The 19,539-nt window shown below is 64.2% G+C and carries 15 protein-coding genes; 7 read left to right on the top strand and 8 right to left on the bottom strand.

The annotated features are described in order from the left end of the window. Positions 1–8: 8 nt before the first annotated feature. Positions 9–797, bottom strand: coding sequence for an HAD family hydrolase (locus CCR82_RS16565; RefSeq protein WP_201246921.1), 789 nt, complete (start codon positions 795–797; stop codon positions 9–11). A 226-nt stretch (positions 798–1,023) separates the two neighbouring features. Between CCR82_RS16565 and dksA the strand changes: the two genes are divergently transcribed. Both dksA and gluQRS read left to right on the top strand, forming a co-directional pair. After that, positions 1,024–1,458 carry an RNA polymerase-binding protein DksA gene (dksA, locus tag CCR82_RS16560; protein ID WP_201246920.1) on the top strand — a complete coding sequence of 145 codons (435 nt, stop codon included), beginning with the start codon at positions 1,024–1,026 and terminating at the stop codon, positions 1,456–1,458. 54 nt (positions 1,459–1,512) lie between these two features. Continuing rightward, positions 1,513–2,445: a tRNA glutamyl-Q(34) synthetase GluQRS gene (gluQRS, locus tag CCR82_RS16555; protein ID WP_201246919.1), complete on the top strand. Its 933-nt coding sequence runs from the start codon at positions 1,513–1,515 to the stop codon at positions 2,443–2,445. A gap of 9 nt (positions 2,446–2,454) precedes the next feature. On the opposite strand, the gene ppk2 is transcribed toward gluQRS, so the two are convergent. After that, positions 2,455–3,345 carry a polyphosphate kinase 2 gene (gene ppk2, locus CCR82_RS16550; RefSeq protein ID WP_201246956.1) on the bottom strand — a complete coding sequence of 297 codons (891 nt, stop codon included), beginning with the start codon at positions 3,343–3,345 and terminating at the stop codon, positions 2,455–2,457. A gap of 232 nt (positions 3,346–3,577) precedes the next feature. On the opposite strand from ppk2, the gene CCR82_RS16545 reads away from it, so the two are divergent. The 3 genes from CCR82_RS16545 to CCR82_RS16535 are packed head-to-tail and all read left to right on the top strand — an operon-like array spanning position 3,578 to position 9,328. After that, positions 3,578–5,962 carry a phosphoketolase family protein gene (locus tag CCR82_RS16545; protein ID WP_201246918.1) on the top strand — a complete coding sequence of 795 codons (2,385 nt, stop codon included), beginning with the start codon at positions 3,578–3,580 and terminating at the stop codon, positions 5,960–5,962. A gap of 28 nt (positions 5,963–5,990) precedes the next feature. Then, a complete protein-coding gene (locus tag CCR82_RS16540) occupies positions 5,991–8,480 on the top strand; it encodes a glycogen/starch/alpha-glucan phosphorylase (RefSeq protein ID WP_201246917.1) in 2,490 nt (829 codons plus the stop codon). Continuing rightward, positions 8,477–9,328, top strand: a complete 852-nt coding sequence (locus CCR82_RS16535; protein ID WP_201246916.1) for an FRG domain-containing protein — start codon at positions 8,477–8,479, stop codon at positions 9,326–9,328. The genes CCR82_RS16540 and CCR82_RS16535 overlap by 4 nt, the downstream gene beginning before the upstream one ends. A gap of 41 nt (positions 9,329–9,369) precedes the next feature. On the opposite strand, the gene CCR82_RS16530 is transcribed toward CCR82_RS16535, so the two are convergent. Genes CCR82_RS16530 through pstS (CCR82_RS16505) form a run of 6 tightly spaced genes read right to left on the bottom strand, consistent with a single transcriptional unit; the run spans position 9,370 to position 15,316 of the window. Continuing rightward, positions 9,370–10,767 (bottom strand): DUF3422 family protein, encoded by a 1,398-nt coding sequence (locus CCR82_RS16530; protein ID WP_201246955.1) that lies wholly within the window; start codon positions 10,765–10,767, stop codon positions 9,370–9,372. Between the two features lie 34 nt (positions 10,768–10,801). After that, entirely contained in the window at positions 10,802–11,470 is a 669-nt protein-coding gene (locus CCR82_RS16525) for a hypothetical protein (RefSeq protein WP_201246915.1), read from the bottom strand. 4 nt (positions 11,471–11,474) lie between these two features. Then, the gene (gene pstB / locus CCR82_RS16520; protein WP_201246914.1) at positions 11,475–12,305 is read right to left on the bottom strand and encodes a phosphate ABC transporter ATP-binding protein PstB; all 831 of its coding nucleotides are present in this window, start codon (positions 12,303–12,305) and stop codon (positions 11,475–11,477) included. A 26-nt stretch (positions 12,306–12,331) separates the two neighbouring features. Next, complete coding sequence (gene pstA / locus CCR82_RS16515) at positions 12,332–13,240, bottom strand: phosphate ABC transporter permease PstA (protein ID WP_201246913.1); 909 nt, start codon at positions 13,238–13,240, stop codon at positions 12,332–12,334. Positions 13,241–13,243: 3 nt separating this feature from the next. Then, on the bottom strand, positions 13,244–14,212 hold the full coding sequence (pstC, locus tag CCR82_RS16510) for a phosphate ABC transporter permease subunit PstC (RefSeq protein WP_201246912.1): 969 nt from the start codon (positions 14,210–14,212) through the stop codon (positions 13,244–13,246). Between the two features lie 36 nt (positions 14,213–14,248). After that, on the bottom strand, positions 14,249–15,316 hold the full coding sequence (gene pstS / locus CCR82_RS16505; protein ID WP_201246911.1) for a phosphate ABC transporter substrate-binding protein PstS: 1,068 nt from the start codon (positions 15,314–15,316) through the stop codon (positions 14,249–14,251). A gap of 183 nt (positions 15,317–15,499) precedes the next feature. Here pstS (CCR82_RS16505) and pstS (CCR82_RS16500) point away from each other — a divergent pair, with 183 nt between their 5' ends. Together pstS (CCR82_RS16500) and CCR82_RS16495 are read left to right on the top strand one after the other, a co-directional pair. After that, positions 15,500–16,570, top strand: coding sequence for a phosphate ABC transporter substrate-binding protein PstS (gene pstS, locus CCR82_RS16500; protein ID WP_201246910.1), 1,071 nt, complete (start codon positions 15,500–15,502; stop codon positions 16,568–16,570). A gap of 175 nt (positions 16,571–16,745) precedes the next feature. Further along, a partial coding sequence (locus tag CCR82_RS16495; RefSeq protein ID WP_201246954.1) for a transcription-repair coupling factor occupies positions 16,746–19,539 on the top strand: 2,794 nt, incomplete at its 3' end.

The raw sequence follows: 19,539 nt of genomic DNA, 5'->3' as shown, positions 1-19,539 counted from the left end.
CTCCACGCTCAGCCGAAGACCTGTGCGTGCAACCGGCGCAGCACCCCGAGATCGACATACTCCGCCCCCCCGAGGTCGCCGCGCGCGGCACGCGCCGGATCACCGGGCTCGCCGAGCTGATCCACCACCAGGGTCGCGCCGCTGAAGTCTTGGGTTTCCGTGTAGCAACTGGTGGTGACCAGCAGCGCCTCGAGCCCGGCACCGAGCGCGGAGCGCACGCCGTTCTCGGAATCCTCGATCGCAACACAGGCCGAGGCCGGCAGATTCAACTGCGCCAGCGCCAGCTCGAAGATGTCCGGGGCCGGTTTCTTCTCGCGCACCACATCACCTGCGGCGATGACCTCGAACCAGTCCACCAGCCCTGGCTCCGGCCCGGACTCGAGCAGTGCGGTGACGTTCTCCGGCGTGGTGGTGGTGGCGATCGCCAGCCGCACGCCGGCCGCATGCGCCTCGCGCAGCAGGCGCAACACGCCTGAGCGCAGCGGAATCCCGCCTTTGCCCAGCAGCGCCACATAGTGCTCGGTCTTGCGCCGATGCAAGTGCGCGATCAGTGCATCCACATCCGCATAGGCCTGCCGATCGACCTCGAACTCGGGCCGATACTGGGCCAGATAATGGCGCATGCGCTCCTTGCCACCGGTGACCGCGAGCAGCTCGCCATACAGCTCCACCGACCAGTGCCAGTCGAGACCGGCCTCGGCGAACGCGGCATTGAAGGCGGGGCGATGACCATCGCGCTCGGTATCGGCCAGGGTGCCGTCAACGTCAAAGATCAGGGCTTGAAGACCCGTCTGCATCGGGGTTTCCTTTAGCGGTGGTGAACATGATCGGCGCGCAAGATTAGCACAGCCGACAGGTCTAGCTGGCGCGCTCAGTGCTTGTCGCGGCCGAAGCGATCTGCTAGAAGGAGCGGCTTCAATGTCGGGCGGTCGGTGGCTGCCGCTCGGCGCAGGCTTAACAGGACCGCGCCAAAGTCACCTTAGAGGGGCGGTCTCAACATCGCACCGTCTCCGGGAGCACATCATGGCCGAGACAGACAAGAAAGGCGCGCGGGCGCTCGGTTTTGAGCCCTATGCCGTCGCACAGGATGAGGAGTATATGAATGCGGACCAGGAAGAGCACTTCCGCGGGCTGCTGCTGGAGTGGAAGCGCCAGCTCATGGAAGAGGTCGACCGCACGGTCCATCACATGCAGGACGAGGCCACGAATTTCCCCGATCCCAACGACCGGGCGACGCAGGAGTCCGAGTTCAGCCTGGAGCTGCGCACGCGCGATCGCGAGCGCAAGCTGATTCGCAAGATCGACGAGGCGCTCGAGCGCATCGATGATCACGACTATGGCTACTGCGAGGCCTGCGGGGTCGAGATCGGCGTGCGGCGACTCGAGGCGCGACCCACGGCCACGCTCTGCATCGACTGCAAGACGCTCGACGAGATCCGCGAGAAGCAGCGCGGCTGAGCAATCATGCGCGGGGCATGACGCTCAGGCGTCGCGGCCCAAGTCCGATCCCTGATGGGCGCGGCATCGTCGTCATCTTACCGTGGCCGTTTCGCGCCCTCGCCGACGGGCCCGCTGCACTTCGGTTCGCTGCTCGCGGCCATCGGCAGCTTTGCCGATGCGCGCGCACATCAAGGCCGGTGGCTGGTACGCATCGAGGATCTCGACAGCAACCGCGCCGTCGCGGGCGCCGACCACGCCATCCTCAGCACACTCGAGGCGTTCGGGTTGTACTGGGACGAGACCGTTGTTTACCAGAGCCAGCGCCAGGCGCTTTATCAGCACGCGCTCGAGCAGCTGCGCCAGGCCGGGCTGAGCTATCCCTGCGCCTGCACCCGGCGCGAGATCGCCGCGCGCGGCACCCCCGGGCCGGAAGGACCGATCTACCCCGGCACCTGCCGCGCTGGACTGCCCCCAAACCGCTCGGCGCGCAGCGAACGCTTGCGGATCGATGATGTGGCGCAGGGTGTCTCGGATGCGATCCAGGGCCACATCCTTCAGCATCTGGCACAAGACGTTGGCGATGTGGTGCTGCGCCGGGCCGATGGCTTTTTCGCCTATCAACTGGCGGTGGTCGTCGACGATGCCGAGCAAGGCATCCATCAAGTCGTGCGCGGCGCTGATCTCCTGGCCTCGACGCCGCGTCAGGTCTATCTGCAGCGCTGTCTTGGTCTGCCTCAGCCCGCCTATGCCCATCTGCCGCTGGTGCTCGGCGAGGACGGGCGCAAGCTCTCCAAGAGCCTGGCCGCCGCCCCGGTGGATCCTCGCAACCCGCTGCCCGCGCTCGAACGCGCCTGGTGCTTACTCGGGCAGACCCCGCTCGACGCGACGCCGAGCGATGTCGACGACTTCTGGCGGCAAGCGATCCCAGGCTGGGATCTCGGCCGGGTTCCCAAGGATCCGCATCGGATCGGCGCCGACGAAGCCCTCACCCCTGCGTCTCAATAGCGTGAAGCCTCAATAGCGCGCCGGCACATAGAGTTCGTTCGGCAACACGGCCCGATCGTAGTCGGGACTGAACACCCGATCCGGCAGACTGATCGATTCATGCGGCACCTCGCTGTAGGGAATTTGGTCCAGCAGGTGGTGGATACAGTTCAGTCGCGCGCGCTTCTTGTCGTTGGCCTCGACGATGAACCAGGGCGACTCGGGGATATGGGTGCGGGCGAAGGTCTCCTCCTTGGCCTTGGTGTAGTCCTCCCAGCGCACCCGCGATTGCAGGTCCATCGGGCTCAGCTTCCACTGCTTGAGCGGATCGTGGATACGCATCAGGAAGCGCAGTTGCTGCTCCTCATCGGTGATCGAGAACCAGTATTTGATCAGCCGGATGCCGGAGCGCACCAGCATGCGCTCGAACTCGGGCACGTCCTGGAAGAACTGCTCGACCTGCTCGGGCGTGGCGAAGCCCATCACCCGCTCGACCCCGGAGCGGTTGTACCAGGAGCGGTCGAAGAGCACGATCTCCCCGCCCGAGGGCAGGTGTGGCACATAGCGTTGGAAATACCACTGGGTGCGCTCGCGCTCGCTGGGCTTGGTCAGCGCGACGACGCGGCACACGCGCGGATTCAGGCGCTGGGTGATGCGCTTGATCACGCCGCCCTTGCCCGCCGCATCGCGGCCCTCGAAGAGGACCGCAATCTTCTCGCCGCTATGCTGGACCCAATCTTGCAGCTTGATCAACTCGGCCTGTAGCTTGAGCAGGGCCTTGAAGTACGTGGCCCGATCGAGCGTCTCCGGGTGCCGCTTCTTATAGAGACGCCGCAGTTCGAGCGATAACGCAGGTTCCGAGAGTTCAAGCTCGTAGTCCTCGTCAAGCTCGGCCTCGAGTTCGGCCTTGAGCCAGTCCATGCCCTCGAAATTTGCGCTGGATTCGTTCACTGTTGACTCCTGGATCGGATCATGGTTGATACCACTGGTGGGGTCATCCCAACCGGTGATACGACATTCAACCGCAAAGATTGACAGCAGGCGATGACAACAGGATGACGGCACGGTGTTTGCGGCCCTGCTGGTGTCATCAAGGGTTCACCGAACCCGTCTACCCTCATCGACCGAGCACTTGCGCTTAGGAGAGAGACCCATGACCGCCCATCCCGTGATGATCACCACTGCCGTCGATCAGCCGCTGCTTGAGAAGATAGACGCCTACTGGCGCGCCTGCTGCTATCTGGCAGTCGGCATGATCTACCTGCGCGACAACCCCCTGCTGCGCGAGCCGCTGCAGGAAGCGCATCTGAAGAAACGATTGCTCGGCCACTGGGGCGCGAGTCCCGGCCTGGCCTTCATGTATGTGCACATGAATCGGCTGATCAACGCCCACCGGCAGGAGGCGATCTTCCTCGCCGGCCCCGGCCACGGCGCCCCTGGTGTGCTGGCCCCGGTCTATCTCGAAGGCACCTACTCCGAGATCTACCCGAACAAGAGCGAGGACGAGGCCGGGCTGCGGGCGTTCTTCAAACAGTTCTCGTTCCCCGGCGGCATCGGCAGCCATTGCACCCCCGAGACCCCGGGCTCGATCCACGAGGGCGGCGAGCTGGGCTACTCGATCTCGCACGCCTTCGGCGCCGCCTTCGACAACCCGGACCTGCTGGTGACGGTCGCGGTCGGCGACGGCGAGGCCGAGACCGGCCCGCTGGCGACCTCCTGGCACTCGGCCAAGTACCTGAACCCGATCCGCGATGGCGCGGTGCTGCCGATCCTGCATCTCAACGGCTACAAGATCAACAACCCGACCCTGCTCGCGCGCATCCCGAACGAAGAGCTCGCGAGCCTGATGCGCGGCTACGGCTGGACACCGCACTTCGTCGAGGGCGATGAGCCGATGACCATGCACCGGCTGATGGCCGAGACGCTCGATACCTGCTACGCCGAGATCAAGGCGCTGCAAGAGGAGGCGCGACGCTCGGGCCAGGCGACCCGCGGCCACTGGCCGATGATCGTGCTGCGCACGCCCAAGGGCTGGACCGGCCCTGAAGCGGTCGATGGCCGCAAGGTCGAAGGGTTCTGGCGCGCGCATCAGGTGCCACTCTCGGGCCTGCACGACAATGCCGCGCATCTGCAGCAGCTCGAGGCCTGGATGCGCAGCTACAAGCCCGAGGAGCTGTTCGACGAAAGCGGCCGGTTGATGCCCGAACTCAAGGCACTCGCCCCGACCGGCACCCTGCGCATGAGCGCGAACCCACATGCGAACGGCGGGCTGCTGCGCCGCGCGCTGCGCCGGCCGGATTTTCGCGACTATGCGATCGCGGTCGACCAACCCGGCACCAGCCGACACATGAATACCAAGCCGATCGGCGCGCTGCTGCGCGATGTGATGGCGAAGAACATGGACAACTTCCGCGTCTTCGGCCCGGATGAGAACAGCTCCAACAAGCTCGATGCCATCTACGAGGTCTCGAAGAAGCTCTGGCTCTGCGACTACAAGGACGAAGACGCAGATGGCGGCGAACTCTCACCCGATGGCCGGGTCTTGGAGATGCTCTCCGAGCACACGCTCGAGGGCTGGTACGAGGGCTATCTGCTCACCGGCCGCCACGGCTTCTTCGCCACCTACGAGGCCTTCGTGCATGTGATCGACAGCATGTACAACCAGCATGCCAAGTGGCTCGCAATCTGCGAGGACATCCCCTGGCGCGCGCGCATCTCCTCGCTCAACCTGCTGATCACCTCCACCGTCTGGCGCCAGGACCACAACGGCTTCACCCATCAGGATCCCGGCTTCCTCGACGTGGTCGTCAACAAGAACCCCGAGGTCACGCGCATCTATCTACCGCCGGATGTCAACACCCTGCTCTCGACCGTCGATCACTGCCTGCAGAGCCGCGACGACATCAATGTCATCGTCGCCGACAAGCAGAATCATCTGCAGTACTTGGACATGGATGCGGCCATCACGCATTGCACCAAGGGCCTGGGCATCTGGGACTGGGCCAGCAACGATCAGGGCGAGGAGCCAGACGCGGTGCTGGTCGGCTGCGGCGACATCCCGACCAAGGAGGCGCTCGCCGCCACCGCGCTGCTGCGCGAGCACTTCGCCGAGGTCAAGCTCCGCTTCATCAATGTCGTCGATCTGTTTCGGATCACCACCCCGAACGAGCATCCGCATGGACTCAGCGATGCCGACTTCGATAGCCTGTTCACCAAGGATCGACCGATCATCTTCAACTTCCACGGCTATCCCTGGCTGATCCATCGGCTCGCCTATCGGCGCACCAATCACCACAACCTGCACGTACGCGGCTATAAAGAGCGCGGCAACATCAACACGCCACTGGAGCTGGCGATCGAGAACGAGATCGACCGCTTCACGCTGGCGATGGATGTGATCAAGCGCGTGCCGCGCCTGCAGGTCGCCGGCGCCCATGTGATGGAGCGGCTCAAGGACATGCAGATCGCATGCCGCCACTATGCCCATGAGGTCGGCACCGACCTGCCCGAGGCCGACGATTGGGTCTGGCCGTTTTGACGCTTTCGCTTTTGCACAGGAGTCGCGTATGAATACGCCTGCTAAGCCGTTGGATGATGAACACACTCGCACCAGCCTATCGAAGGATGCGCTCAATCGCGCCTTCCTCGATAACCTGTTCTATCTGCGCGGCCGCTTCCTCGAGGTCGCCACCGACGACGACCTCTATCAGGCGGCGGCCTACACGGTGCGCGACCGCCTGCTCGAGCGCTGGATCCGCTCCTCGCGCCTGTACAAGGAGAGCAGCGCGCGCACCGTCTGCTATCTCTCGGCCGAGTTCCTGCTCGGGCCGCAGTTGATGAATAACATGATCAACCTCGGCATCACCGAGGTGGCGCGTGAAGCCGGCGAAATGCTTGGCATGGATTTCGAGCGCATCCTCGAGACCGAGGAAGAACCGGGCCTGGGCAATGGCGGTCTCGGTCGGCTCGCGGCCTGCTACATGGACTCGCTGGCCACCACCCAGATCCCGGCCATCGGCTATGGGATTCGCTATGAGTTCGGCATCTTCGACCAGGTCATCATCGATGGCTGGCAGGTCGAGAAGGGCGATACCTGGCTGCGCAACGGCAATCCCTGGGAGATCCTGCGCCCCAAGCTGGTGTTCCCGGTCGGCTTCGGCGGCCACAGCGAGCAGTACACCGATGAGCATGGCGTGGTGCGCCAGCGCTGGCGTCCCGAGTTGGTGGTCAATGGCGTGGCCTATGACACCCCGATTATGGGCTATGGCGTCGATAACGTGAATCTGCTGCGGCTGTGGCGCTCGGAGGCGCCGGAATCGTTCAACTTCGGCGCCTTCAACGTCGGCGATTACTACGGCGCCGTGCATGCCAAGATCGAGGCCGAGACCATCTCCAAGGTGCTCTACCCGAACGATGAGCCCGAGGCGGGCAAGGAGCTGCGCCTCAAGCAGCAGTTCTTCTTCGTCTCCTGCTCGCTGCAGGACATGATCCGGCTGGAACTGGCCAACGCCGGCACGCTCGAGCGCTTCCACCACAAATATGCGATCCAGCTCAACGACACCCATCCGTCGCTGGCCATCGCCGAGCTGATGCGGCTGCTCATGGACGAGCATCGGATGCAGTGGGATCAGGCCTGGGCGATCACCCGCGAGAGCTGTCACTTCACCAACCACACCCTGCTTCCCGAAGCCCTTGAAACCTGGCCGGTCGAGCTCTTCGAGCGCCTGCTTCCGCGCCATCTCGAGATCGTCTACGAGATCAACCGCCGCTTCCTCGACGAGGTGCGGGTGCATTTCCTGAATGACGAAGCGCGTGTCGCACGCCTATCACTGATCGACGAGGCCGGTGGCCGCAAGGTCCGCATGGCGCACCTCGCGGCCGTTGGCAGCAAGGCCATCAACGGTGTCGCCGAGCTGCACTCCGAGCTGCTCAAAACCACGGTGATGAAGGACTTCAATGACCTCTGGCCGGAGCGTTTTCACAACGTCACCAACGGTGTGACCCCACGCCGCTTCATCGTTGCCAGCAATCCGGAGCTGGCGGCACTGATCACCGAAACCTGCGCCACTGACCAGTGGGTGCGCGATCTCCACTGTCTAAGCCAGCTCGAGCCTCATGCCGAAGATCACGCCCTGCAACAGCGTTGGCGCGCGATCAAGACCAATGCCAAACGCAAGCTTTCGAACTGGCTCGGCGAGCGCACCGGCTTCGCGCCCGATCCCGAGACCCTGTTCGACGTCCAGGCCAAGCGCATCCATGAGTACAAACGCCAGCACCTGAACCTGTTGCACATCGTCTGGCTCTATGAGCAGATCAAGCAGAATCCAAACATCGACCTGACCCCACGCACCTTCATCTTCGGTGGCAAGGCCGCGCCCGGCTACTTCATGGCCAAGCTGATCATCAAATTGATCAATGCCATCGGCGAGGTCATCAATACCGATCCTCAAGTCAACGGCTATCTGCGCGTGCTATTCATGCCGGATTTCAATGTCAAGAACGGGCAACGACTGTACCCAGCCGCCGATCTCTCCGAGCAGATCTCGCTCGCGGGCAAGGAGGCCTCCGGCACTGGCAACATGAAATTCTCGATGAATGGCGCACTTACCATGGGCACCCTGGACGGCGCCAACATCGAGATACGCGATGAAGTCGGCCACGAAAACTTCTTCCTCTTTGGAATGACTGCGGCCGAGGTCCAACATCGACAGATCACCGGCTATCAGCCTTGGGAGTTCTATCAGCACGACGAGCAGCTGCGCGCGGCGATCGACCTGATCAGCTCGGGGCTCTTCTCGCACGGCGATACCGAGCTATTCCGCCCGCTGACCGAGAATCTGATCCATCACGACCCGTTCATGGTGCTCGCCGATTTCGACGACTATCGCGAGCGCCAGCGGGAGGTCGACCACGCCTACAAAGACCCGCATCACTGGGATCGGATGTCGATCCTCAACACCACCCGCATGGGCAAGTTCTCGTCCGACCGCTCGATCAACGATTACGCTGAGCGCATCTGGCAGGTCAAGCCCATGCCGGTCACGCTCCAAGCATGAGTGATCCCGAGCCGTGCCCGCCTCCATCCGCATCCCAGCAGGCGGCCTTCAGGCCGAACTGCCATGATGCGGTCAGGGTCGGCTCCTGGAGCGAGATCCAAGAACTCCTGTTCGCCGAATCCTGGGTGCCCGAGATCGGTCGTTACCGCTCACGCTACGCCTATCGCGGACTCTCCGATGCCGAGTACCCGCTGGAGACGACTTTGATGCGGCTCGGCGGTAACTACGCGCAGCTCGAGCGCCACCTGCTGCGTAATTTCCGCAAGTATGCCCATCGGCGCGTGGTCGAGCGCGATTCGGTCTGGCACTGGCTCTCGGTCGCCCAGCACTACGGGCTGCCGACGCGCTTGATGGACTGGACCTATTCACCGTTCGCGGCGCTGCACTTCGCGACTGCCCATATCGACAAGATCGACCGCGATGGCGCCATTTGGGGCGTCAACTATATCGACACCCATCGCATGGCCCCGGATTTGTTGCGCACCCAGCTCGATCTCGAAGGCGCCAATGTGTTTACGGTCGAGATGCTCAGCGAGGCCGTCGGCTCGCTAGCGGCGTTCGACCGGCTCTCCGACACGCCCTTCACCCTCTTCTTCGAGCCCCCGTCGATCGACGATCGGATCGTCAATCAGTTTGCCTTCTTCTCGCTGAGTTCAGACCCGACCCTATCGATGGACCGCTGGCTTGCGGACTACCCCAGGATCTGGCGCCGGATCATCATCCCCGCTGAACTCAAGTGGGAGATCAGAGACAAGCTCGACCAATCCAATATTACAGAGCGCGTCTTCTTCCCCGGCCTCGACGGTCTTACCGCCTGGCTCAAGCGTCACTACAGCCCGCGTAGCTGACCGAGCATCTGGCAATTCCCGGCCTTGCATGACGAGGAATGCTACGCGTCATCAGAAGCGTCCTGTCCGCGCTCGGCATCCCGACGCAACCGCCGCTTGGTGTGCCGAAGTCCCAACCAGGCCCCACCAACGACGATCGGCACCGCGATGCCAATGCCCAAGGTCGCGTTCAACGACCACCCGCCGGCCTCGAATCCCTTCAGCAGATAGCCGATCAGCCCCACCCCGTAGTAGCCGATGGCCACCACCGACAGGCCTTCGACCGTCTCTTGCAAGCGCAGCTGAATCTTCGCGCGTCGATCCATCGAATCCAACAGACCGCGATTCTGCTCTTGCAGCTCGACCTCAACGCGCGCGCGCAGGAGCGCGGTTAAGCGCGCCGCGCGCTCGGCCAGGTGCTGCTGACGCTGGGCGGTCGCGGTACAGGTGGCTATAGCAGGCGCCAAGCGCGCATCAAGGAACTCGCTGAGGGTCTGCACACCCTCGATGCGCTCCTCGCGCATTTGCTCGAGCCGTTGCCGAACCACCTGATAATAGGCTTGGGAGGCATCGAATCGAGTGGCGGTCTCGGCCGCGATCGATTCGATCTCGGCGGCGAGCGCGGTGAGTTCGGAGAGCAGTTGACGTTCCGGCGGAAGTCCCTGGATCGTCCTCGGCTCGACGTCGGCAACACTCGCGTCATTGGTCTGACCATCCACCATGCGCGCAGCCACCCCGGCCAGGCGTTGCTCGGCCTCGCTGAGCAGCGATGTCGCCTCGCGCGCCGCTGGCAGCCCGAGCAGCGCCATGGCGCGATAGGCATTGATCTCGAGCACACGCTTGATCAAACGCCCCGCCTGACCATCCGAGAGACCGACATCGCGCAGCAGGATATGGCCAAAGCCATCGGCATGGATGCGCAGGTCCGACCAGATGAACCCGCCGCCGCCGGAGACCTTGGCCCCGATTACCGGGTGACCGCCGAACAGCGCGACCAGTTCATCGATGCTGCGCTCCGGCATCTCGCTCGACTCCAGCGCCAGTTGCACCGCGGTGACCACCTGCCCCGGGAGGTTGCGCAGCCAGACCTGCGGCAACGCGCCGAGCAGATCCGCGCCGAAGGGGTCCTTGAAAGCCCCATAGCGGCTCAGGGTATAGGTGACGAACTCGGTATGGCGCTCCCAGCGCAGCCAAAGACCGCTGCCGAGATCGGTCGCGAACTGCAAACCCACATCGGGCGGTAGTTGCACGCCGAAGTGCGAAAGCAATCGCGCCAGATACTGCTTCTGACGACCGCTGCCGCGCTCGCCGCAGAGATAGGCCAGATGCGCCACGCGAATCGGTGCCTGCATCGGGTCGAAGGCGCGCGCGTGCAGCTCGGCGGTCACCTCCTCGCGCAGCGGGTGCACCGGGAAGGGTAAGACGGAGCCCCGCGAGGAGGGCTCGGGAAGCACGCTCATGATCGGGCTGTGAGTGCCGCGCTGGTCGCTGTCATCAATTCGAGGGGCCATCGAGATGGATCGTCTCCGCGTCGTCCTTGAGTAGTTCGGCAAAACGGCTCACCAGTTTAGGCCGTTCCAGCAACATCCGCAGCGTCTGTTTGCGCGCACTCTTGATCACGGCCGACGGATCGAAATAGGCCTTGGCATGCTCGACCGAGAGCACGAAAGGCGGCTTTCCCGCCCGCGCCAGGATCCAGCTCATCACCAGCGAGCCGGTGCGATGGTTGCCCTCGATGAAGAGCTGCGGCTGGCTCAGCAGATGGATGTAGGCGCTCGCCGCCCGCCGCCACGCCGAGACCCCATTGAGCGCCTGCACCCGCTCGACCAAGGACTCGATACCGCCCTCGCCCTTGGCATAGAAGCGTTGTTTGGTGGCCTCGATCTGCGAGGCGCATTCGGCGCGCACGGCCGCATCGAGGCCACAGAGCACCCGCGCGTTCAACTCGAGCAGCAGCGGCGAGTTGCCCAGCGCGAAGAGATCGACGCCATCGGCCAGATAGTGATCGACCTGCTGGTAGCCAAGCAGCATGCGCTGCAGGACGTCATCGCCGAGCGGGTCGCGCGGGCTGTCCAGGGTCGCGTTGATGCGCGCGAAATCTGCCTGTACCGCACGCAGCGAGGTCTCGATAGCGGCCAGATTGAGTCGTCTCGCCTGCGGCATCAAGTCAGCTGAACTCGCCGGAGACGTATTCCTTGGTCAGATCGGCCTGCGGGTCTTCGAATACCTGGCGCGTCTCGCCCATCTCGACCAGATAGCCGGTGCGACTGCCCTGTGAGATATCCACCGAGAAGAAGGCCGTGGTATCGGCCACGCGGGTGGCCTGCTGCATGTTATGGGTGACCAGCGCCACCGAGTAGTGTTCTTTCAGCTCCAGCATCAGTTCCTCGACCTGGCGCGTCGCGATCGGGTCCAGCGCCGAGCAGGGCTCATCCATCAGCAAGACATCGGGCTCGGTCGCCACCGCGCGGGCGATGCACAGGCGCTGTTGCTGACCGCCGGAGAGCGACAGACCGCTGTTCTTGAGCTTGTCCTTGACCTCGGTCCAGAGCGCGGCGCTGCGCAGGGCCTTCTCGACGCGCTCGTCGAGATCTCCCTTGTAGCGATTCAGGCGCAGGCCGAAGGCGACGTTGTCGTAGATGCTCATCGAGAACGGGTTTGGCTGCTGGAACACCATGCCGATGTAGCGGCGCACCAGCACCGGGTCGATGGACTTATCGTAGATGTCCTGGCCGTGATAGGTCACGCTGCCCTCGAAGCGGAACACCGGGATCAGATCGTTCATCCGGTTGAGGCTGCGCAGCACGGTGCTCTTGCCGCAGCCCGACGGGCCGATGAAGCCGGTGATCTTGTTCTTCTCGATCGGCACGATGCTGTTGCGCACCGCGAGGAAATCACCATAGAAGATCTTCTCCAAGCGACAGTCCATCACGGTGTCTTGCGGATCGATCGACCAGGTCGCGGCCGGACTGGTCACTGCGTCTGCAGTCGCGTTCATCTCTGAATGACCTCGTGTGAGCGGAATCAGTACTTCTGGCGACCGAGCACGCGGGCCAGGATGTTGAATACCAGAATTATCAGGACGAGCACCAGCGAGGCGGTCCACGCCAGCTCGATCTGGTTGTCGTAGGGCATGCCCGAGAAGTTGTAGATCAGGATCGAGAGCGACGAGGTCGGCTCGCCCAGGCCTTCCCAGCCGTTGATGTAGTAGGTGCTGAACAGGGCCGTGAACAGCAGCGGCGCCGACTCGCCCGCCGCCCCAGCGACGGCGAGCAGCACCCCGGTCATCACGCCGGGGATGCCGGTCGGCAGCGTGACCTTGCCGATCACCTGGGCGCGGGTACAGCCCATGCCGTAGGCGGCATCCTTCATCTTCTGCGGCACCTGCTTGAGGGCCTCCTCGGCGGTGAGGATCACCGTGGGCAGCATCAGCACCGCCAGCGCGATACCGCCGGCCCAGGCCGAGTAGCTCTTCATCGCCACCACCAAGGCGGCATAGACGAAGACACCGGCGAGGATCGACGGGAAGCCGGTCAGCACCTTGGCCAGGAAGCGGGCCGTCTGCGCCAGCTTCGTGTGCGGATCGATCTCGGCCAGATAGATCGCGGCGAGGATGCCGATCGGGATGCTGATCGCCGCGCCGATGCCGACCATCACCGCCGTGCCGACGATGGCCGGGCCGATGCCGCCGCCAAACTCGAAGGCCGACGGCGGCAGCGCGGTGAGCGTCTCCCAGTTGATGCGCGCGCCGCCCTTGGCGATCAGCATGTAGAGCACCGAGAACAAGGGCAAGGAGGCCAGGATCGCGAGCAGCCAGGTGATGCCGGTGTAGAGCCGACTCCTCAGACCGCGCCCCTCGAACATCGAGCCCTGGAGCTGTGGCATGGATGCCAGATCCTGCTCCAGGACCGCTTCACTGATGGTCCCCGTCATGGCTTATCTCCCCTCGAACTTGCGCGTGGCGGCCTTCATGATCCAGAGGCCGAAGACATTCACCAGCAGGGTGATGGCGAGCAGCGCCAGCGCCGCGTACATCAACGCCTGCACCTCGATCGGCCCGGCCTCCGGGAAACTCGAGGCCAGCAGCGAGGCCAAGGTATTGGCCGGCGCGAACAGCGAGAGGCTGATCTGATTGGAGTTACCGATCAGCATCGCCAGCGCCATGGTCTCGCCGAGCGCGCGCCCGAAACCGAGCACCAGCGCGGCAAGGATGCCGCTCGAGGCGCTCGGCAACATCACCTTCAGGATCGCCTCCCAGCGCGTGGTGCCCATGCCGTAGGCCGCTTCCTTGACCTTGTAGGGCACGCGTTTGAAAGCATCGACCGAGATCGCCGCCACCGTTGGCAGGATCATCACCGCCAACACCAAGGCCGCCGGCGCCATGCCGGGGCCGCTCAGCGAGGTGCCGAAGAACGGAAACCAGCCGAGCGAATCATGCAGCCAGTTGGCCCCCGGGCGGATCAGCGGAATCAGCACATAGATGCCCCAGAGGCCATAGACCACCGAGGGAATCGCCGCCAGCATCTCGACGATGGTGCGAAAGACGTTCGAGACCCGGTGATCGAGAAAGTCCTGCGTCAGAAAGATGGCGATGGCCACGCCGAGGACACCGCCCAACAATAAGGCCAGGAGTGAGCTATAGAGCGTGCCCCAGATCTCGGGCAGGATGCCGAATTGCTTGGCTTGAACATCCCAGGTGGTGCTATAGAGGAACTCGGGGCCAAAGGAAAGCATCGCCGGAAAGGCCTGGCGACCGAGTTCAAACACGATATAGGTCACCAATAAGAGAATGACCGCAGCAGCACCCCAGACCACCGCTCGGAGCAGTTTGTCAGCGCCATAATCTGCCGCGGAAGGGGGTCCGCACACCTTGGTGACCACATGAGCAAAAGGATTGGAAGCCATAGCCTATGCGCCGTTAGCGAAGGGGAACCGTCGCGACTATTGCTCGCCGCCGACCAGCTTCAGGGCCCGCTCGACCTTGGCCTTGACGTTGTCAGGCAGCGGGATATAGCCCATTTTCGGCGCATCCTTTTGGCCTTGGTTCAAGCCATACTCGACGAAGTCACGCAGCAGCTTGGCCTTCTCCTCATCTTGATGCTGATAGAACAGCATCCAGGTGAAGGTCGCGATCGGGTAGGCCTCCTTGCCCGCCGGATCGTTGACCCACACGCGCAGATCCGGCGTGCCGGCATAACCTGGCAGATCGGTGCTCGGGAACTCGGCGCTCGCCAGCGCTGCGGTGCCGGACTTTTCGCCTGGCTTGACGAACTCGCCCGCCTTGTTCTGCAGGGTCGCCATCGGCTGACGCGTCGCCTCGGCATAGCCGTACTCGATGTAGCCGATCGCCCCCGGGGTCTGCTTGATCATCGCCGCGACGCCATCGTTCTTCGGCGCGCCGACGAAGGACTTCGGCCAGTTCACGCTCTTGCCGTGGCCGACCTCCTGCTTGAACGTCTCGCTCGCGGCGGCCAAGTGGCCGGTGAAGACGTAGGTCGTGCCCGAGGAGTCGGAGCGGCGCACCACGGTGATCTCATCGTCTGGCAGATCGATTTCCGGGTTGGCCTTGGCGATGCGCTCGTCCTGCCAGGAATCGAGCTTGCCGCTGAAGATGTCGATCAACACGTCGCGCGGCAGCTTCAGCTCGGGATTGCCGGGCAGGTTGTACGACAGGACCACCTCGCCCGCGGTCATCGGCAGCAACACCACGCCCTTCTCGGTCGGCACCTTGCTGATCTCGTCATCATTCATGGCCGCATCGCTGGCCGCGAAATCGACCGTCTCGGCGATGAACGCGCGGATGCCGGCACCGCTGCCCACGGCCTGATACTGCACGCGCACATCCTTGTTCTGTCGGCTGAAGTCCTTCGCCCACTTGGCGTAGAGCGGGAACGGGAAGCTCGCGCCAGAACCATTGACGGTGGTATCGGCGCTCAGTGCCGATGAGAAGGCAACGATCGAAAGACAACCGGCGAGCGCGGTCGTTTTGAGAGCATGCTGAAACGTCATGAATTGCTCCTAAGGCAGGTAATGAACTGTGGCTCGTATCATGCCTGATGAAGATGAATGTCTTGTTACGGTCACCGAATCGTCAATCAATCATGATTTGGTCACAGGTTCGTCATCCACCGACACCTTTCGATCGATAGACTATGACGCGTACCGAGATCCTTTTGCACTCTGGAGACCACGATGCGTCTATTCGCCCCGTTCGCGAAGATTAGGTTAGTGTCCGTTCTTTGCCTCTCCATCCTTGGCGGATGCCAAGCCGAACAAGCCGACAGGGTCGGCGAACCCAAACAACCCGCGCGCGATGACGCCATCACGGCCGCCGGCTCTTCATTCGCGGCCCCGCTGTTCAACAAATGGCTCGAGGTCTATGGCGCTGAACATGCAGACCTGCGCTTGCACTACGACTCGGTCGGGAGCGGCGCCGGCATCGAGCGCTTCCTTGCCGGCAGCGTCGATATCGGCGCCACCGATGCCCCGTTACGCCCGCACGAGCGAGACCAGGTCGAGGGTGCATTCGCGCAGTTGCCGATCACCGGCGGCATGATCGCCATCGCCTACAACCTGCCCGACTTTGCCGGCCCGCTGAATCTGCCGCGCGACGTCTACACCGAGATCTTCCTCGGCAACGCCTTCCGCTGGGATGACCCGCGCATCGCCGCCGCCAATCCGGGCCTCAAGCTCCCACCTCAGCTGATCCAGGTGGTCGGCCGTCGCGACTCCAGCGGCACCACCTTCGCCTTCACCAATCACCTCGCCGCGATCAGCGACGACTGGGCGCAAGGCCCTGGCGTGGGCAAACGCATCGACTGGCCCGGTGGGGCGATGGAAGCCAAGGGCAACGAGGGCGTCGCGCAACGTATCAAGATCACCGAGGGCTCCATCGGCTATGTCGAGGCCGGCTTCGCCGAGCGCCTCGGGCTCTCGATCGCCTGGCTCGAAAACGAAGCCGGTGGTTTCGTGCTGCCCAATGTCGAAACCGGCCGTCGCGGCCTCGCCAATGGTTCCGATCGCCCACCGAGCGACCTGACCCAGACCATCCCCGATCCGCAAGGGGCGCGTTCCTACCCCATCGTCACCTACACCTGGGCACTGGTGCGCGCGGCAGACAGCCACCCGGCCAAGACCTCACGGGTGCATGATCTGGTGCGCTGGATGTTGACCGACGGTCAGCAGTACGCCGAGGCGCTGCGCTACGTGCCACTGCCCAAGAACCTGACCCAAGCCGCGCTCGCTGAGTTGGATCGACTGTAGGGCATCGAGACGGGATCGAGGCTGTTTCGCCGCAGCGCACGGTTCTTCGCGCTGCGGGCGGACAGGCACTGTGCGAAAATCCTCTCCCTCATCCCGTCCTCACGCCAACCAAGCTGCCACCCCTGCCGTGCCCCAAGAATCAACCGCCCGTCGCAACGACGCGTCCGCCCGCCCCCTGGACTCGGCCGCCGTCAGCGCGCCTGACGGCGAACGCCATTCCGTACTGACGCCACCGCTCCCCAAGCGCGCCGGCGAGCGTTTGCTCTGGGGGCGGCTCTACGGTGCGGCACCCGCGCTCGCCATCGCCGAGGCGGCGCGCCGCGCGCAGGCGCCGCTGCTCTGCGTCGTGCCCGATCTCGCCTCGGCGGTGCGCCTGAGCGAAGCACTGCGCTTCTTCCTCGACCAAACCCAAACAGAGCCCATCCCAGTGCTCGGCTTTCCGGACTGGGAAACCCTGCCCTACGACGTGTTCTCGCCGTTACCGGAGCTGGTCTCCGAGCGGTTGCTGACGCTGCACCGGCTGCCACAGCTCAAGCGCGGTGTGCTGGTGGTGCCGGTCGGCACCCTGATGCAACGGCTGCCGCCGCCGGATTATGTCGATGGTCAATCGCTGGTGCTCGCCGCTGGCGATCGGCTGGATCTGGAGCGCACGCGCGAGCGTCTGACCCGCGCCGGCTATCAGTACGTCTCGCAGGTCATCACCCATGGCGAGTTCGCGGTGCGCGGCGCACTGCTCGATATCTTCCCGATGGGCAGCCGCGAGCCCCTGCGCATCGATCTGTTCGACGACGAGGTCGAGTCGATCCGCACCTTCGACCCGGACAGCCAACGCTCGATCGCCAAGCTCGAGCAGGTGCGCCTGCTGCCGGCGCGCGAGTATCCGTTCACCGAGGAGGCGATCGCTGGCTTTCGCCAGCGTTGGCGCGCGAGCATCGATGCCGACCCCAAGGCCAGTCTGATCTACCGCGAGGTCTCCGAGGGCCGGGCACCCGGCGGCCTCGAATACTACCTGCCGCTGTTCTTCGACCAGACCGCGACCCTGTTCGACTACCTGCCGATTGGCGCGCTGCTGTTCGAGCCGGAAGGCGCACGCGAGGCCGCCGAGGCGCGCTTCGAGGACATCGGCACACGCTACGAGCAGCGCCGACACGACATCGAGCGGCCACTGCTGCCCCCGCAGCGGCTCTATCTCACCCCGGATGAACTCGCCGGCCAGCTCAACGCGCTGCCCGGCGTGCGCTGGCAGAGCGCCGAATGGCCCGAGCGACGCAAGGGCTTTGCCCAGGTCTGCAACTTCGCCACCGGGCGACCGCCGGCGCTGGCCATCCAGGCTCGCGCCGCCGATCCGGCCGAAGCGCTGAAGGCCTTTCTCGACGCGACGACCGGCGACCTAGAGACGACCACGGAACGCGCTCTGAATCAGGATCACAGCCAAGAACTGTCCCAACCGCGCCGGATACTCTTCGTCGCCGAAAGCACCGGCCGGCGCGAGATGCTGCTCGACAACCTGCATGGCTTTGGCATCCAGCCGAAGCCGGTGGACGGCTGGCTCGATTTCCTCACCGGTACGGACCCGCTCGCGATCACCGTCGCTCCCCTCGAGGAGCCGCTGCTGCTGCCGGCCATGACCGAGCAAGCCGGCGATCGACGTCCCGAGCAGCCGGCACTGGCGCTGCTGACCGAGACCCAGCTCTACGGCGAGCGCGTGCGCCAGGAGCGCCGGCGCAAGATCCGCGAGCGCGACGGCGAGGCGGTGGTGCGCAACCTCACCGAGCTGGTCGAAGGCGCGCCGGTCGTGCACGAGGAGCATGGCGTCGGTCGCTTCCTCGGGCTTCAAACCATCGACATCGGCGGCACCACAGCCGAATTCCTCGCCCTCGAATACGCCAAGGGCGATAAGCTCTATGTGCCGGTCAGCTCGCTGCACCTGATCTCGCGCTACACCGGCGCCGAGCCGGAACATGCGCCATTACACCGCCTCGGCAGCGATCAATGGGAGAAGGCCAAGCGCAAGGCCGCCGAGAAGGTCCACGACGTCGCCGCCGAGCTGCTCGACATCTACGCCCGCCGCGCCGCGCGCCAAGGCGTCTCCTTCCCGACCCCAGGGCCGGAGTACGACGCCTTTGCCACCGCCTTCGCCTTCGAGGAGACGCCGGACCAGCAGCGCGCGATCGAGGCCATCCTTACCGACATGGCCGACCCTAAGCCGATGGACCGGGTGGTCTGCGGTGATGTCGGCTTCGGCAAGACCGAGGTGGCGATGCGCGCGGCCTTCAACGCTGTCAATGCCGGCAAGCAGGTCGCGCTGCTGGTACCGACCACCCTGCTCGCTCAGCAGCACTTCCAGAACCTCTCCGACCGCTTCGCCGACTGGCCGATCAAGGTCGAGAGTCTGTCGCGCTTCAAGAGTGCCAAGGAGGTCAAGGGCGTGATCGACGGGCTCGCCGCCGGCACCGTCGATATCGTCGTCGGCACCCACAAGCTGCTGCAGGCCTCGGTCAAGTTCAAGAATCTTGGCCTGGCGATCATCGACGAGGAGCATCGGTTCGGCGTCCGCCACAAGGAGCAGCTGAAGAACCTGCGCGCCGAGGTCGATGTGCTCACCCTCACCGCCACGCCGATCCCGCGCACGCTCAACATGGCCATGGCCGGGATGCGCGATCTGAGCATCATCGCCACCCCGCCGGTCGAGCGCCATCCGATCAAGACCTTCGTCTCGACCTGGAACGATGCGCTGATCCGCGAGGCCTGCCAGCGTGAGATCAACCGTGGCGGCCAGGTCTACTTCCTGCACAATGAGGTCGAGACCATCGAGAACATGGCGCAGAAGCTCGAGGCACTAGTGCCCGAGGCGCGGGTCGAGGTCGCCCACGGACAGATGCGCGAGAAGGAGCTGGAGCGGGTCATGCGCGACTTCTACCATCGCCGCTTCAATCTACTGGTCTGCACCACCATCGTCGAGTCTGGCA

Origin of the sequence: Halochromatium salexigens, assembly GCF_016653295.1 — a bacterium.
In the GTDB taxonomy this organism is placed as follows: Bacteria; Pseudomonadota; Gammaproteobacteria; order Chromatiales; family Chromatiaceae; genus Lamprobacter; species Lamprobacter salexigens.
The sequence above is the reverse complement of the archived record's forward strand: the minus strand, read 5'-3'. Positions and strand labels throughout refer to the sequence as shown.